This is a genomic window from Amycolatopsis orientalis DSM 40040 = KCTC 9412 (genome assembly GCF_000478275.1).
Taxonomy (GTDB): Bacteria; Actinomycetota; Actinomycetes; order Mycobacteriales; family Pseudonocardiaceae; genus Amycolatopsis; species Amycolatopsis orientalis.
In genome coordinates, this window is the sequence record NZ_ASJB01000057.1 from 137,164 (window position 1) to 151,816 (window position 14,653).

Below are 14,653 nucleotides of genomic sequence, written 5' to 3' on the forward strand. Positions count from 1 at the left end.
CCTAGCCGGACGGCGGCGCGGAGAGATCCTCCGTGAAGACCATGGGCGACTACCGCGTCCGTGGTAGTTCCCGGCTTCCTGCCGCGTCGACGGCAGTGCGGGATGTCCGCGTCCGCGCGACGACGGACGGCGGGTCCGGCGGACAGGATCGGCGTGTCCAGCAGCTGAAGGAAAAGGAGCACCGCATGTCCATCCAGATCGCCGCCCAGCAGGCCGTCGATGTCTACTCGCTGAGCCCGGGGCGGATCGGCTCCATCGTGGCCGGGGTGCTCTGCCTGGTCGGCGTCGTCGCCGGTGGCCTCGCCCGGGTCCGGTCGAGGGCCGGTACCGGCTCCGGGCGGCGTGGTGCCCTCGTCGCCGTCGCGACGGGGGCGACCGGCGTGGTGGTGGCCGGAGTGGTCGCCGCCGGCTCCGACGGCGGTATCGGTACCGGCAACGGGCTGGCCGGGGCCTTCGTGGCGCTGGCGCTGGGGCTGGCCGCCCTGGTCCTCGGCGGTCTGACCCTGGCCCGGTCCCGTCCTCGCGGCGACCACTGAGCACAAAGGACACACCGCGACCGCGAGCGTGCCGGGTGCGGTGTGAGGAGTCCTCAGGGCCGGGACCGTAGGCCCCCTCAGGCGGGACTTCGGTCTCTGCTCCCGGGTCCCGCGCTGGTCGAAGCTGGGAAGTGACCAGACGGGAGAGTGAAGATGGAGATCCTCGTAGTGGCGGTGAGCCGCCACGGCGGGACCTGGGACGTCACCGCTTCGACGCACGCCGGTGTCCGGGAGGGGAGTGGCCATGCCGGGCGCGAGTGAGGGCACGGTCGTGGCCGGGATCGACGGTTCGGGTTCGGCCGGGCGGGCAGCGGTCTGGGCCGCGGGCGAAGCCGCGCGGCGGGGCCTGACGTTGCGGCTGGTCCACGTGTACTCGGTACCGCCGGTACGGGCGCCCGCCGTGCTGCCGTCCGCGGAAGCGATCAGGTCGGGATTCGAAGAACGCGGCACGGACTGGCTCGCGGAGGCCCGCGACGCCGTCGCCCGCCGCTATCCGGACCTCGCCGTCGAAACCGCGGTGCGGGAGGGAAGCCCGGTGGCCGCGTTGATCCACGAATCGCGGTCGGCCACGATGATCGTCCTCGGCTCCCGGGGGCTCGGGGGTTTCACCGGCCTCATGGTGGGTTCGACCGCGGTGGCCCTCGCCCAGCACGGCCACTGCCCGATCGTCGTCGCCCGGGGGAAGAAGCCGGACGACGCCCCGCCGGAGACCGGTCCGGTCGTCGTCGGCACCGATGGTTCGGCCTGGAGCGACGCGGCACTGGCCTGCGCCTTCGACGAAGCGGCGTCGCGCGGTACGGACTTGATCGTCGTCCGCGTGTGGAACGAGATCGTCGACCACGGCGCCTTCCGGGCACATCCACTGGCGGTGGATCCGGCCGAGATCGAGACGGCGGAGCGCAAGGCGGCCGAGGAACAACTCGCGCCGTGGCGGGACCGGTTCCCCGCGCTTCCTGTGGAGACCGTGGTCGTCCGCGACCGGCCGGTGCGCGCGTTGCTCGGTTTCGGTGCGCGGGCCCAGCTGCTCGTCGTCGGTTCCCGTGGCCGGGGCGGTTTCGAAGGCATGGTGCTCGGATCGACGAGCCAGGCGCTGGTGGCGCACTCCGAATGTCCGGTGATGGTCGTCCGTCCGGCCGAGGCCGCCACGGGGGTAGCCGAAGCGAAAGCGACTTACCGGGAGGAAGAGCGATGAACACGGCTGAGCGGAAGATCCTCGTCGGGGTGGACGGGACCGGACCGGGGCTGGCGGCCGTCCGCTGGGCCGCGGCCGTCGCCGCGCGCCGACGGCTGAAACTGCTGATCGTGCACGCGCTGCGCGCCGACCAGCCGGCGTACGGCGCGGGCCTGGCGGGACCGGTGCCCTGGTACGGAGACCTGGCCGAGGAAGGCAGGCGCGTCCTGGACGAAGCGACCGAGCAGGCGCGCGCAGTCTCCCCGGAGACCGTGGTGGACACGATCATGCCCACGGACTCGCCCGCGCCGTATCTGATCGACGCGTCGAAGTCGGCCGCGCTGGTGGTCGTCGGCGGCACCGGACGAGGCTTCTTCAACGAGCTGACGCTCGGATCGACGGCGTCGGCGGTGGTCGCGCACGCCCACTGTCCCGTGGTGGTCATGCGGGGCAAGGAGAACACGACCGCCTATCCGGCCGAAGGTCCGGTGGTGGTCGGCATCGACGGCAGCCCGCTGAGCGAACGCGCCCTCGAGGTCGCCTTCGAAGAGGCTTCCTGGCGGAACGCGCGGTTGGTCGCGGTCCACGCGTGGCGCGACGTCACCTACGACGACGCCTATGGGATGGCGAGGCTGGTCGTGCAGTGGGAGTCGATCGAGGAGGAAGAGCGCCGCCTGCTAGCGCAGCGGCTCGCGGGCTGGCAGGAGAAGTACCCGGACGTCGAGGTGGAGCGGGTGCTCGTCCGTGACCAGCCGAGGCACATCCTGCTGGAGTGGAGTGCCAAGGCCCAGCTGGTGGTCGTCGGCAGCCGCGGCCGCGGTGGGTTCACCGGGCAGCTGCTCGGTTCGACCAGCCAGGCGCTCGCGCATCACGCGGAGTGCCCGGTGATGGTGGTCCGGCCGGAGAAGTCGCGGTGACCGTGATCGGGGCACCGGCCGCGCCCGAGACGCTGACTCCGGGCGAACTGTCGCAAGTGGACGCTCAGTGGCGGGCGGCGAACTACCTCGCCGCCTGCCAGATCTATTTGATGGACAACCCGTTGCTGGAGTCGCCGCTGAAGCCCGAGCACGTGAAGCCACGGCTGCTGGGCCATTGGGGCACCTCCCCGGGGTTGAACTTCCTGTACGCCCACCTCAACCGGGCCATCGTGCGGCGGGACCTGAACGCCCTCTTCGTCACCGGGCCCGGGCACGGCGGTCCCGCCCTCTACGCGAACACCTGGCTCGAAGGCAGCTATTCGGAGGCATGGCCGGAAGTGCCGTACGACAAGGACGGGCTGCGTACGCTGTGCCGGCAGTTCTCCTTCCCCGGCGGGGTACCCAGTCATGTCGCGCCGCAGGTCCCGGGATCGATCCATGAAGGCGGCGAACTCGGTTATTCCCTCGCGCACGCCTTCGGGGCCGCGTTCGACAACCCGCACCTCGTCGTCGCCTGCGTCGTCGGCGACGGTGAGGCCGAAACCGGGCCGCTGGCCACGAGCTGGCATTCGGGCAAGTTCCTCAACCCGGTCCGCGACGGCGCGGTGCTGCCGATCCTGCACCTGAACGGCTACAAGATCGCGAACCCCACCGTGCTTTCGCGGATCAGCGGCACCGAGCTCGATGAACTGTTGCGTGGCTACGGGTATTCGCCCAGGTACGTCGAGGGCGACGACCCGGTCGCGATGCATCACGCCATGGCCGACGCGCTGGACGGCGTACTCGACGAGATCGACGGCATCCAGGTGCGGGCGCGTGCCGCGGGCAGGGTCACCGGGTCTCCGCGGTGGCCGATGATCGTCCTGCGCAGTCCCAAGGGCTGGACCGGTCCATCCTTTGTGGACGGTGTCCAGGTCGAAGGGACGTGGCGATCGCATCAGGTCCCGATCCCGGACGCGCGGAGCAATCCGGAGCATCTGCGTCAGCTGGAGGACTGGCTCCGGTCTTACCGTCCGGAGCTGCTCTTCGACGAGGAGGGACGGCCGACCGCCGAGGTCACCGCGCTGATCCCGCACGGCGACCGGCGGATGGGTTCGTCACCCCACGCCAACGGCGGGCTCGTGATACGGCCACTGGCGCTGCCGGACGTCGCGGCACACGCGATCGGCCTCGTCCGGCCGGGCGGCGCGGTCGCGGAACCGACCAGGGTGCTCGGGCGATGGCTGCGGGAGGTGTTCTCACAGAACGCGAAGGCAGGGAACTTCCGCCTGTTCGGCCCGGACGAGACGGCGTCGAACCGGCTCGAAGCCGTTTTCGACGTGACGGGCAAGACCTGGTTGTGCGAGACCGAACCCGTCGACGAACACCTCGCCGCGGACGGACGGGTCATGGAGGTGCTTTCGGAACACCTCTGCCAGGGCTGGCTCGAAGGTTACCTGCTGTCGGGCAGGCATGGGCTCTTCTCGTGCTACGAGGCCTTCGTGCACATCGTCGACTCGATGGTCAACCAGCACGTGAAATGGCTCAAGGTGCACCGCGAGATCCCGTGGCGGCGGCCCGTCGCCTCGCTGACGTATCTGCTGACCTCCCATGTCTGGCGGCAGGACCACAACGGGTTCTCCCATCAGGACCCCGGATTCGTCGACCACGTCGCGAACAAGAGTCCCGAAGTCGTCCGCGTGTACTTCCCGCCCGACGCGAACACCCTGCTGTGGGTCACGGACCACTGCCTCCGTGGCCGGGACTACGTCAACGTGATCGTCGCGGGGAAGAACGACAGCCCGGTCTGGCTCGACAGCGAACAGGCCGCGGTGCACTGCGCCCGGGGCGCGGGGATCTGGGACTGGGCGAGCACCCATCCGGACCGGGAACCCGACGTCGTCCTCGCGTGCGCGGGCGACGCCCCGACGGTCGAGGTGCTCGCCGCCGTCCGGTTGCTGCGCGATCTCCTGCCGGAGCTGGCGGTACGGGTGGTGAACGTCGTCGACCTGATGCGCCTGCAGCCCGCCGCGGAGCATCCGCACGGGATGACCGACCGCGAGTTCGACGCGCTGTTCACCACCGACAAGCCGGTCATCTTCGCCTACCACGGTTATCCCTGGCTGATCCACCGCCTGGCGTACCGGCGCGCGAACCACGACGGCATGCACGTACGCGGCTACATCGAACACGGCACCACGACCACACCGTTCGACATGCTGGTGCGCAACAGCATGGACCGCTTCCAGCTGGTCATCGACGTCATCGACCGGGTGCCGGGCCTGCTCGCCGGTGCCGGCGCCGTCCGGCAGCGGATGACCGACGCGCGGGAACGGCACCGCGGGTGGATCGTCGAGCACGGCGAGGATCTGCCGGAGATCCGTGACTGGGCATGGGAGTCGTGACATCACCGATGTGAACGGACAGCAGGAAGGCCACCGGCGAGTTCGCCGGTGGCCTTCCTGCTGGTGGTGCGAGAAGAATATTCAAGAGGCCGTGGGGCTGAACCGATGCGTCGCGTGGGGTGTCACCACGACGACGGGGCAGGTGGCGTGGCGGACACAGGCCGTCGCGACACTGCCGAAGACGACGCGCTCCAGCCCGTTCCTGTGGCGGGAGCCCAGCACCAGCAGATCCGCCGCTTGTGCGGCGGCGAGCAGTTCGGAGACGGGATTCCCTTGCCGCAGCGAGGTTTTCACGCGCACGTCGGAATGGAGTTCCGCCTGGATCCGCGCGACGGCCTCGTCGAGGGAGTAGTCCGTCCGCACCGGGACGCGGCCGTGCGGCTGAAGGGCGAACGACGTGCCGGGAAGGAGCTCCTCTCGCGGCAGTACCAAGAGGACCTCGACGAAATCACCGACGGCGGCGGCTTCGGTGAGGGCCCATCGGATCGCTTCGTCACCGTCGGCCGAACCGTCGGCACCGACGAGGATCCTGCGGGCGTTGACCGGATTCTGGTTCATGGTTCTTTTCCTTTGCGCGAATGATTCGAGAGGTGTCAAAGCCCGAGTGCGGCGGGCCGGAGGCGGTCGTCGTCCCAGACGAAGTCGAGCCGGTTCCGCACCTCGACCACTCCGGAGACCTCGTTCGCGAGGGCACCCGCGCGATCGACGGCGCCGTGGTTGTCGAGCCTGCCGAGAAGGGTCACAACGCCGTCCTCGACGGTGACGGACGCTTGGCCCGGCGTCACCCGGAGTGTGCCGGCGAGGACGTCGTGCTCGATCTCCTCCCGGATCTCCTCGTCGGATCGGCGGAAGGTGGCCAACAGGTCACGACGGGAGACCACCCCGGTGAGCTTTCCGTCCTCGACGACGAACAGCCGCCGGACGCCCTTCTTGCCGAGCCGGGTCGCCGCGGTCCCGACCGATTCTCCCGCGTCGATCGTGACGACCGGCGTTGTCATCAGGTCTTCGGCGAGGAGCGCGTTCGCCTTGCGCAGCTCGTCCCTGGTGTGGTGGCCGGCGAGCCGGGCGGGCCGTGGCCGCCGGAGGCGGGCCAGGAGGTCGGCCTCGGAGACCACCCCGATCGGCGCTCCCGCGTCGTCGACGACCGGAACGGCGCTGATCCGGTGCCGTGCCAGTACGGTGGCGATCCGTTTGTAGCCGGTGTCCGGCGCGACGGCGACCGGAGCACTCGTCATGACTTCGGAAACCTTGGTGCACATGATCGTTCCTTCGTTCAGGATCCCCCGGTGCGGGCGATCAGTACCGGACAGGCCGCGCGGTGGACGAGGGTTTGCCCGGTCGAACCGAGGAGCAGGCCGCGAAACCCGCCCCGGCCCCGGTTTCCGACGACGATCAGCTGCGCTTTCACGCTCCAGCGCAACAGTTCCTGCCGGGGCTCCTCCTGGACGACCACTTGGCGCACGGTGACCTCGGGATGGGCGCCGGCGAACTTCGCCACTTGTTCGGCGACCATGCGCCGAGCGGACTCGGTGAAGGCACTCCAGCCGTAGTTGCCCGCCGAATCCCCGAAGGACCGCGAAGCCGAGACGTCTTCCCAAGCGTGGACGGCGATCAGTTCCGCGTCCCGGGCGGAGGCTTCGGTGAACGCCGCCACGAGGGCCGTTTCGGCGGCGGCGCTCCCGTCGATGCCGACCACCACCGGACGCTTTCGCGCGCCGGGCAGATCCCAGGTCTTTCCCCGCACCGAGACGACGGGGCAGCGCGCGTGCCCGGCGAGCGCGGTCGTGACGGATCCACCGAACAGCGCGGTGAACCGGCTGTGCTCGGTGGTGCCCAGGACGACCAGCCTGGCGCCGCCGGACGCTTCGATCAGCGCGGAGGCGGCCGGCTCGTCGGCGAGACGGGTGTCGACGGCGGGATCGTCAAGGCGCGCGGTCATCTCCCGCAGAATCGTTTCGCCGCGGACCCGCACCTTGTGCAGGAGTTCGTCGGTCGGCGGAACGGCTCCCAGGTAGTAGTCGGGAAGCCCCAGCGCGTGCACGAGCGTGAGGGAGGTGCCGTACCGATCGGCGGCCTGCAGGCCCCAGGTCACGGCCGCGGGGGATCCGGTGGATCCGTCGACGCCGACGACGATCGGCCCGGCCGTCGGTGGGGTTCGGTTCGTCATCGGCTATTCCCGCTCCTCCCTGCGTCTGTGGCCAACGCTAAGCGGACGGACTTCCCGTCACCGGTGCCGTTGGTCCCGGATGCCCAGGACCTCGGACGCGTCTCTGGTCACTGGCGCGCGTGCGGGCGGGGAGGTGCACTCGAAGGATGACGATCCTCATCGCGGGCGGCGGACTCAGCGGTCTCAGTCTCACGGCGCATCTGGCGGCGAGACCGGAACCGCTGGGGCCGATCGTCGTCGTCGACGATGGTCGCCGTCCGCTCGCGACGGCGGGGTGGGCGTCATGGTCGGCGGAGCCGGGGCTGTTCGGCGAGGCCGTGTCGCGTACCTTCGACCGGTTCCATGTCCACGCGGAGGGGCACGACCGCCGCGTCGATCTCGGCCGCTACCGCTACCGGTACATCCGTGGCGACGATTTCGCCGCCGCCGTCACGAGGATCGCGGCGAGACGGCCGGATATCCGTTTCCTCACCGGGCGGGTCACCGCGATCAGGCAGGCGGGCTCCGGCGCGGAAGCCATTGTGGACGGTCGGGTTCATCACGCGGACTGGGTGTTCGACAGCGTGCTCGGTCCCGCGCGGCCCAAGGCCGCCGCCTGGTTGATCTTCCGCGGCTGGCACGTCCGCACCCCGGAACCCGCGTTCGACCCGGCGGTGCCCACGTTCTTCGACTTCCGTACCCCGCAGCGACGCGGCGCGAGCTTCGTCTACGTGCTCCCGAGAGGCCCCCAGGAAGCCTTGGTCGAACACACCACCTTCGCCCCGCCGGAGTCCCGAGGGATCGCTCGTCCCCAGGAACAGCGAGCCGCGTTGCGCGAGTATTCGTCCGCGATCCTCAAGGTGCGGAACGGCGTGGTGGCGCGGGAGGAATCCGCGTCGATCCCGCTCTCCGCCGCCGCCGTGGATCGCAGACGCGGCTCGATTCTCGCCATCGGGACCAAGGCGGGCATGGTGAAGGCGTCCACCGGTTACGCCTTCGCGCGGATACAGGCCGACAGCGTCGCGATCGCGGAATCCCTGGCGACCCACGGGCATCCGTTCGATCTGCCCGAACCGAAGGCGCGGCACCGCCTGTTCGACGCCGCCCTCCTGGACATGATCACCCGGCATCCGGCTCAGCTGGAACGGGTGTTCTCGGCACTTTTCGACCGGGTGTCCGCCGAACCGGTGCTCCGTTTCCTGGACGAGGAGACTTCGTTCACGCAGGAGGCCAAGCTGTTCGCTGCCCTGCCGCCGTCGCTGTACACGGCCCTCGCCAGGAGGCACCGGTGAAGTTTCCGTGCCCGGCCGATCACTCCACGCCTTGGCAGGAGTGGTGAACTAGTGGAACGCTGGAGCGGTCTGTGGCGACCGTAGAGCGTCACCAGTGGCCTGGAGAGGAGCACCTTGATGCCGTCGGAGCGAGAAGCGGCCGGTGAAGCGCCGTCGAGCGCGGCGGCACTGACCGGGCTGCGGCTCGACGAGCTGTTGCACGAGGTGCAGGAGCGGCTGTCGGAGATCGTCAAGACCCGTGACCGGCTCCAGGGCCTGCTCGACGCGGTGCTGGCCGTCGCGACCGGTCTCGAACTCGATTCCACCCTGCAGCGGATCGTGCAGGCGGCGGTCGAGCTGGTGGACGCCCGGTACGGCGCGCTCGGGGTGCTCGGCGACGAGGACGGGTTGTCGGAGTTCGTCTACGAGGGTATCGATCCGGAGACCCGGTCGAAGATGGGCCATCTGCCCGAAGGCAGGGGGCTGCTCGGACTGCTCATCCACGAGCCGCATCCGGTTCGGGTCGCCGATTTGAGCAAGCATCCGGCTTCGGTCGGGTTCCCGGCGAACCATCCGCCGATGCACAGCTTCCTCGGCGTTCCCGTCCGGGTGCGCGACGAGGTCTTCGGCAACCTCTACATGACCGAGAAGCGCGGGGCGGGCGAGTTCACCGCGGACGACGAGGTCGTGCTGCAGGCACTCGCCGCGGCCGCCGGGGTCGCGATCGACAACGCCCGGTTGTTCGAGCGATCGCGGACGCGGGAGCGATGGCTGGAAGCGGTCGCCGAGGTCAACGGCGAACTGCTGGGCGGCACTTCGGTCATCGACACGTTGAACCTGATCGCCACCCGTGTCCGCGAGCTCTCCGCGGCCGACGAGGTCCTGATCCTGCTGGCCACCGGCCCTGGACAGCCTTTGACCGCGAGCGTCGTCGTGGGGGAGCGGATAGCGGCGCTGAGCGGTTCGTCGCTGACCGGGGGGCACCCGGCGATCGACGAGGTGCTCGAGTCCGGCCAGCCCGCACTCGTCACCGAGCTGGGTACCGCCTCGACCGGGGAGACGGAGCCCGCTTTCGAAGGGCTAGGCCCCGCGGCCGTCATCCCCCTCAACAGCACGTCCGGCGTCGGCGGTGTCCTCGTGGCGGGCAGGGACAAGGGATCGCCGCAGTACAAGGGCGACCAGATCCCGATGTTGTCCTCGCTGGCCGATCAGGCCGCCGTGGCGCTGGAATTCGGGGAGAAACAGCGTAACCAGCGGCTGCTGGACGTCCTCGCCGACCGGGACCGGATCGCGCAGGACCTGCACGACCACGTCATCCAGCGGATGTTCGCCACCGGGATGAGCCTGCAGAGCATCCTGCCGAGGGTGCCCGACGAGCTGGCCCGCAACCGGGTGGCGCAGGCGGTGGAACAGCTGGATCGCACGGTCCGCGAGATCAGGACGTCCATCTTCGACCTGCACAGCTCGGGCTCGGACGCGTCGAAGAGCCTGCGCCGCCGCCTGCTCGACGCGGTCACCGAACTGACCAGCGACGGCACACTGGCGCCCTCGGTCCGGATCTCCGGCGCCGTGGACACGCTCGTCCCACCGGCCTTGCACGAACACGCCGAAGCCGTGGTCCGGGAAGCCCTCAGCAACGCGATCCGGCATTCCGGGGCCGACGAGATCACCATCAGCGTCGAAGCCGACAACGACCTGACCATCGAGGTCGTCGACAACGGGATCGGCATTCCGGAGTCCGGACGGCGCAGCGGCCTGGCGAATCTCGCCGAGCGGGCCAGGCGCTGCGACGGGAACGCGGAGTTCGGCAACCGGACGGAAGGCGGCGCCCGGGTGCTGTGGCGCGCTCCGCTGTCCTGACGGCTACCGATCGCCGAACGGCGGGGGAGAGGTGTCGCGTCTGAGCTGGGTCGCGAGGACCGCGGCCTGGGTACGGCGTTGGATGTTGAGCTTGGCGAGGATGCGGGAGACGTAGTTCTTCACGGTTTTCTCGGCGAGGAACATGCGTTCGCCGATTTCGCGGTTGGTGAGGCCTTCGCCGATGAGGTCGAAGACGGTGCGCTCTTGTTCGGAGAGCGCGGCGGTGGGGTCGTTGTGGTCGCGTTCGCGGCGGATGCGGTTCATCAGTGCGGCGGTGGTGCGGCTGTCGAGCAGGGAGCCACCTGCCGCGATGGTGCGGATGGCGGAGACGAGGTCGTTTCCGAGGACCTGTTTGAGGACGAAACCGGACGCACCGGCCATGATGGCGGTGAAGAGGGCTTCGTCGTCGGCGTAGGACGTGAGCATCAGACAGCGCAGGTCTTTTTCGGTGGACAGCAGTTCGCGGCAGAGTTCGATGCCGGTCCCGTCGGGGAGGCGCACGTCGAGGACGGCGATGTCCGCGTCGCTTTTGGGGATGCGCGCGAGGGCTTCGGACACGGACGCGGCCTCGCCGGCGATGTCGATGTCGGGTTCGTTGCCGAGCAGGTCGGCCAGTCCTCGCCGGACGATTTCGTGATCGTCGACGAGGAACACCTTGGTCGCCATCTTGTTCCTCCTGCGGGGTCCTGGCTGCCCGACCGACGGTACCTGGGCGATGCGGTGGATACAGCCACCTGGACGTCCCAACGAGAAGGGACCTTGGGCCCTAGCCGTGCCCTCCCCGGGTATTTGGTCCCGCGGATCGGTGCCGTCGGTACCTGCTCCCTCCCCGCGGGACCGGCGCACCGTGGAGAAGGTCGAACGAGCGGTGAGGAGGGGATCCCATGGCGACCGGGTGGACGAGGGCGGAGACCGAGGTGCTGGCGAGGGCGTTGGTGCGGGCCCCTTCGGTGCACAACATCCAGCCGTGGCGGCTGGAGTTCGACGGGGAGCGGCTCCTGTTGCGAGAGCGCCGCGACCTGGAACTGCCGCACCACGACCCGCGGGGCCGGGACAGGCTCATCTCGTGCGGCGCCGCTCTCACCAACCTTGAACTCGCGGTGCGGGTACTCGGCCACCGGATCCGTACCGAAACCCTCCCCGACGCCGGCCGCTCGGACGTCATCGCCACGATCGAGACCACCGGCCCGCTGCCGCCGACCGACGTCGAACTGCACCGGTACTCGGCGATCGCGCGGCGCGGCAGCTACCGCCGTCCCTTCTCCGGACGACCGGTCTCACGGCAGGAGATCGGGGATCTGATCGCCGCCGCGGCCCGGAAGGGGGTCGAGGCCCGGCCGGTTCAGGACGAGCTGGAGCTGTCGCAGATCGCGGACCTGCTCGAGTTCGCGGCCGAGGCATACCAGCACGATCGCGCGTACCAGCGTGAACTGGCGATGTGGACCATCCGCGACGAAGGGCTCCGGCGCCACGGTGCCGGGCTCGCCGAGAGCACGATCCCGGCCGGGTCGCTGCCGTGGGCGGGGCTGGTCCGGGCGGCCACCGCCGTACCCGACCGGCGGGTGCTCCAGCGGCGGCTCGCCGGCGAGACCTTGCTCGTCTTCTTGACCATCGACGACAGCGCGCACGATCACCTCCACGCGGGGCGGGCGCTGCAGGACACCTGGCTCGACGCGGTCGACGACGGCCTGGCCGGTTCCGTGCTGACGCAGCCGCTGCATCTGCCGGAGGTGCGTTCCGCGCTGTGCGACGACCTCGAACTACCCGGTTTCCCGCAGGCGCTCATGCGTTTCGGTTACCCCTCGGGTCTGATCCCGCCCAGTCCTCGCCGCGCCATCGACGAGATCCTCGGGACCGGGTTCTGACCCCGCTGCCCGCCGGAGCTGAAGGGGACTTTCCCCTCGTCTCACGCGGTGAAGGGCGCTTTCCCCGCATCGCATGCGGGGAAAGCGCCCTTCAGCTCTTCCGGTCCCGCTCGGCTTGACCGACCGGGCAGACCGCGCCTTGGGTGCAGCTCGCCCGGTCGCACAGCCGGCACAGCAGATCCGCGCTGCCGACGTCCTGGTAAAGCCGGGTCAGCAGTTTGCCCAGCAGACCGGCGAACTGCTCCTGCTCGCGCGGGCTGAGTTCCTCGATCAGGCCGGTCAGTCCCGCGCCGCGCTCCTCGAGCAGCGTATGCGCCATCTCGCGTCCCTCGGCGGTGAGTTCGACGGTCACCTCCCGCCCTTGGCGAGGACGTCGCGCGAAGAACCCGCGCTGTTCCAGCGAGTCGACCATGCGGGCCGCGGCCGATTGACTCAGCCCGATCCGGCGGCCCAGTTCGGTCACGCTCAACGCCGAACCGGCCGACGCCACCACCAAAGCCGCCGCGCCACTGGCGCTGACACCCGCTTTCCGGTGCGCGTCCGCCAGGACCCGGTCGGTCACGGCGAGTGCGGCCGCGCCCAGCAGATTCGCCGTTCTTGCTTGCATGACTCATGCATATCCGCTCCTCCCGCCGCCTTGCAAATCCGCCGGATTCCATCAAAAGTGTTTGATGTATCAATTTCGTTTGATGTATGCTCTTGACATGGTGCCTCCCGCCGCCCCGCCGGCGTTCGTGCGACTGGCAGCCCACCCGCTGAGGTGGCAGCTGTTGAGCGAACTCGCCACCGGCGACTATCGGGTCCGGGAGCTGGTGACGAAGCTGGGGCAACCACAGAACCTGGTGTCCTACCACCTGCGGCTGCTGCGGGACGGCGGGCTGGTCGCCGCCAAACGCAGCAGTTTCGACGGCCGTGACAGCTACTACCACCTGGATCTGGAGTTCTGCGGGGAGGCGCTGACCGACAGTGGCGCCGCGTTGCATCCGGCGCTGCGCCGGGATCCCGCGCCTCCCGCTCCCGCGGCCGGCCGGCGGCGCTACCGCGATGTCGCCGTGCTGTTCGTCTGCACCGGCAACAGCGCTCGCTCGCCGATCGCCGAAGCCCTGCTGCGCCACCACACCGCGGGCCAGGTGACCGTGGCCAGCGCCGGCAGCCATCCGAAGTCGAGCCTGCACCCGGAGACCGTCCGGGTGTTGCGCGAGAAGTTCGGCATCGATGTTTCCGGTCAACGCCCCCGGCGTCTGGACACCGTCACCGCGGACCGGTTCGACCACGTGATCACCTTGTGCGACAAGGCTCGCGAGGTCTGCCCCGAGTTCGGCCGCTCCGCGCGCCACACCCACTGGAGCATCGGCGACCCGGCCGTCGCCGAGCATCCCGCCTTCGAACGGGCCGCGGCGGACATCGACACCCGCGTCCGGCATCTGCTGCCCGCACTCGCCGCCATCGCATGATCGGAGATTTCGCCGTGACCACATCCGACCGGACGGCCAGCGTCCGTTACGTCGTCGACGACGTGCAAACCGCCATCGACTTCTACACCACCCGCCTCGGCTTCACGCTCAACACCAGCGCCGCACCCGCGTTCGCCGACGTGGTCCGCGGCCCGCTGCGCCTGCTGCTGTCCGGACCCGCCAGTTCCGGCGCGCGCGCCACCCCCGACGACGTCGATACCCCCGGCCGCAACCGGATCCACCTCGTCGTCGACGACCTCGACGCCGAGATCGCCCGCCTCGGCGACGCGGGGCAGTCCTTCCTCGGCGACGTCGTCGCCGGTCCCGGCGGACGGCAGATCCTGCTCGCCGACCCGGCGGGCAACCTCGTCGAACTGTTCCAACCCGCCCAGCGGACCGGCGAGGCCTGACCGGACGTATCCCGGTCAGCCGCGCAGAGCCGGTCCGATCCAGCGCCGGATGAGCGTCCGCAGCTCGTCGTTGGTGAGCGGTGGCGTGGAGGGATAACGCAGGAACGACAGGAAGAGCCGCATCAGGATCTCGGCGAGCCCCTGAAGGTCCTCGTCGGTGGTGACACCGACGGCCGCCCAATCGACCGGCACGTTGCGGAGAATCCGCGCGCCGAGGGCGAAGGCCGGGGCGGAGGTGACCTCGACGGTGAAGAAGTCGCTTTCGCCCGCCTCCAGGAGCAGGCCGAGGTAGGGCTCGTTGGGCACCGTCCGGACGGCGAACACCACCGATTCCACGGCCGCCTCGGCGGCGCTGCCGAACGAGGACAGGTGGCGTTCCATCCGCCCGGCGAACTCCTCGACACCCGCGAGCGCGACCGCGCGGAGGATCTCCGCCAGGCTCGGGAAGTAGCGGTACACGGTCTGCCGGGTCACGCCCGCTTCCGCGGCGACGTCGGAGAGGCTGGTCTTGGCGAGCCCGGCGCGGTCGATGCACGCCGTCGCCGCCTCGACGATGCGGCGGCGTGCCGCGTCTTCGGTGCCGGGTGGGTTGCCCTGCCATCCATGGTGACCCATGCGCACATCTTCCCCGAGGGGAAC

Annotated in this window: 15 protein-coding genes; 9 read left to right on the plus strand and 6 right to left on the minus strand. The window is 69.9% G+C overall.

Translation table 11 applies throughout. From position 1 onward, the window contains the following. Positions 1-41: 41 nt before the first annotated feature. From L324_RS42825 to L324_RS19230, 4 genes are all read left to right on the plus strand, one after another. The gene (locus tag L324_RS42825) at positions 42-536 is read left to right on the plus strand and encodes a DUF6223 family protein (protein ID WP_268871934.1); all 495 of its coding nucleotides are present in this window, start codon (positions 42-44) and stop codon (positions 534-536) included. 244 nt (positions 537-780) lie between these two features. Continuing rightward, on the plus strand, positions 781-1,728 hold the full coding sequence (locus L324_RS19220) for a universal stress protein (protein WP_037310006.1): 948 nt from the start codon (positions 781-783) through the stop codon (positions 1,726-1,728). Further along, positions 1,725-2,624 (plus strand): universal stress protein, encoded by a 900-nt coding sequence (locus L324_RS19225; protein ID WP_037310009.1) that lies wholly within the window; start codon positions 1,725-1,727, stop codon positions 2,622-2,624. The genes L324_RS19220 and L324_RS19225 overlap by 4 nt, the downstream gene beginning before the upstream one ends. Then, positions 2,621-5,008 (plus strand): phosphoketolase family protein, encoded by a 2,388-nt coding sequence (locus tag L324_RS19230; protein ID WP_051173971.1) that lies wholly within the window; start codon positions 2,621-2,623, stop codon positions 5,006-5,008. Before L324_RS19225 ends, L324_RS19230 begins: the two co-directional genes overlap by 4 nt. 81 nt (positions 5,009-5,089) lie before the next feature. Here the strand turns inward: L324_RS19230 and L324_RS19235 are convergent, their stop codons facing one another. The 3 genes from L324_RS19235 to L324_RS19245 are packed head-to-tail and all read right to left on the minus strand — an operon-like array spanning position 5,090 to position 7,175. After that, positions 5,090-5,566, minus strand: coding sequence for a universal stress protein (locus tag L324_RS19235; RefSeq protein ID WP_037310011.1), 477 nt, complete (start codon positions 5,564-5,566; stop codon positions 5,090-5,092). A gap of 35 nt (positions 5,567-5,601) precedes the next feature. After that, positions 5,602-6,267 (minus strand): CBS domain-containing protein, encoded by a 666-nt coding sequence (locus L324_RS19240; RefSeq protein WP_037310014.1) that lies wholly within the window; start codon positions 6,265-6,267, stop codon positions 5,602-5,604. 14 nt (positions 6,268-6,281) lie between these two features. Next, positions 6,282-7,175: a universal stress protein gene (locus L324_RS19245; RefSeq protein ID WP_037310017.1), complete on the minus strand. Its 894-nt coding sequence runs from the start codon at positions 7,173-7,175 to the stop codon at positions 6,282-6,284. Between the two features lie 146 nt (positions 7,176-7,321). On the opposite strand from L324_RS19245, the gene L324_RS19250 reads away from it, so the two are divergent. Both L324_RS19250 and L324_RS19255 read left to right on the plus strand, forming a co-directional pair. Further along, a complete protein-coding gene (locus tag L324_RS19250; RefSeq protein ID WP_037310020.1) occupies positions 7,322-8,446 on the plus strand; it encodes a lycopene cyclase family protein in 1,125 nt (374 codons plus the stop codon). Positions 8,447-8,563: 117 nt separating this feature from the next. Beyond that, positions 8,564-10,285, plus strand: a complete 1,722-nt coding sequence (locus L324_RS19255) for a sensor histidine kinase (protein WP_037310023.1) — start codon at positions 8,564-8,566, stop codon at positions 10,283-10,285. A 3-nt stretch (positions 10,286-10,288) separates the two neighbouring features. Here L324_RS19255 and L324_RS19260 read toward each other — a convergent pair whose 3' ends face one another. After that, positions 10,289-10,951, minus strand: coding sequence for a response regulator (locus L324_RS19260; protein ID WP_037310026.1), 663 nt, complete (start codon positions 10,949-10,951; stop codon positions 10,289-10,291). Positions 10,952-11,169: 218 nt separating this feature from the next. On the opposite strand from L324_RS19260, the gene L324_RS19265 reads away from it, so the two are divergent. Then, a complete protein-coding gene (locus L324_RS19265) occupies positions 11,170-12,150 on the plus strand; it encodes an Acg family FMN-binding oxidoreductase (RefSeq protein WP_037310028.1) in 981 nt (326 codons plus the stop codon). A gap of 91 nt (positions 12,151-12,241) precedes the next feature. On the opposite strand, the gene L324_RS19270 is transcribed toward L324_RS19265, so the two are convergent. Continuing rightward, positions 12,242-12,757 carry a MarR family winged helix-turn-helix transcriptional regulator gene (locus L324_RS19270; protein WP_037310031.1) on the minus strand — a complete coding sequence of 172 codons (516 nt, stop codon included), beginning with the start codon at positions 12,755-12,757 and terminating at the stop codon, positions 12,242-12,244. A gap of 97 nt (positions 12,758-12,854) precedes the next feature. Here L324_RS19270 and L324_RS19275 point away from each other — a divergent pair, with 97 nt between their 5' ends. Next, on the plus strand, positions 12,855-13,604 hold the full coding sequence (locus tag L324_RS19275; RefSeq protein ID WP_037310034.1) for an arsenate reductase/protein-tyrosine-phosphatase family protein: 750 nt from the start codon (positions 12,855-12,857) through the stop codon (positions 13,602-13,604). 14 nt (positions 13,605-13,618) lie between these two features. Continuing rightward, positions 13,619-14,014, plus strand: coding sequence for a VOC family protein (locus L324_RS19280; protein ID WP_037310037.1), 396 nt, complete (start codon positions 13,619-13,621; stop codon positions 14,012-14,014). A gap of 15 nt (positions 14,015-14,029) precedes the next feature. Here L324_RS19280 and L324_RS19285 read toward each other — a convergent pair whose 3' ends face one another. Further along, positions 14,030-14,629 carry a TetR/AcrR family transcriptional regulator gene (locus L324_RS19285; RefSeq protein WP_037310040.1) on the minus strand — a complete coding sequence of 200 codons (600 nt, stop codon included), beginning with the start codon at positions 14,627-14,629 and terminating at the stop codon, positions 14,030-14,032. Positions 14,630-14,653 lie beyond the last annotated feature (24 nt).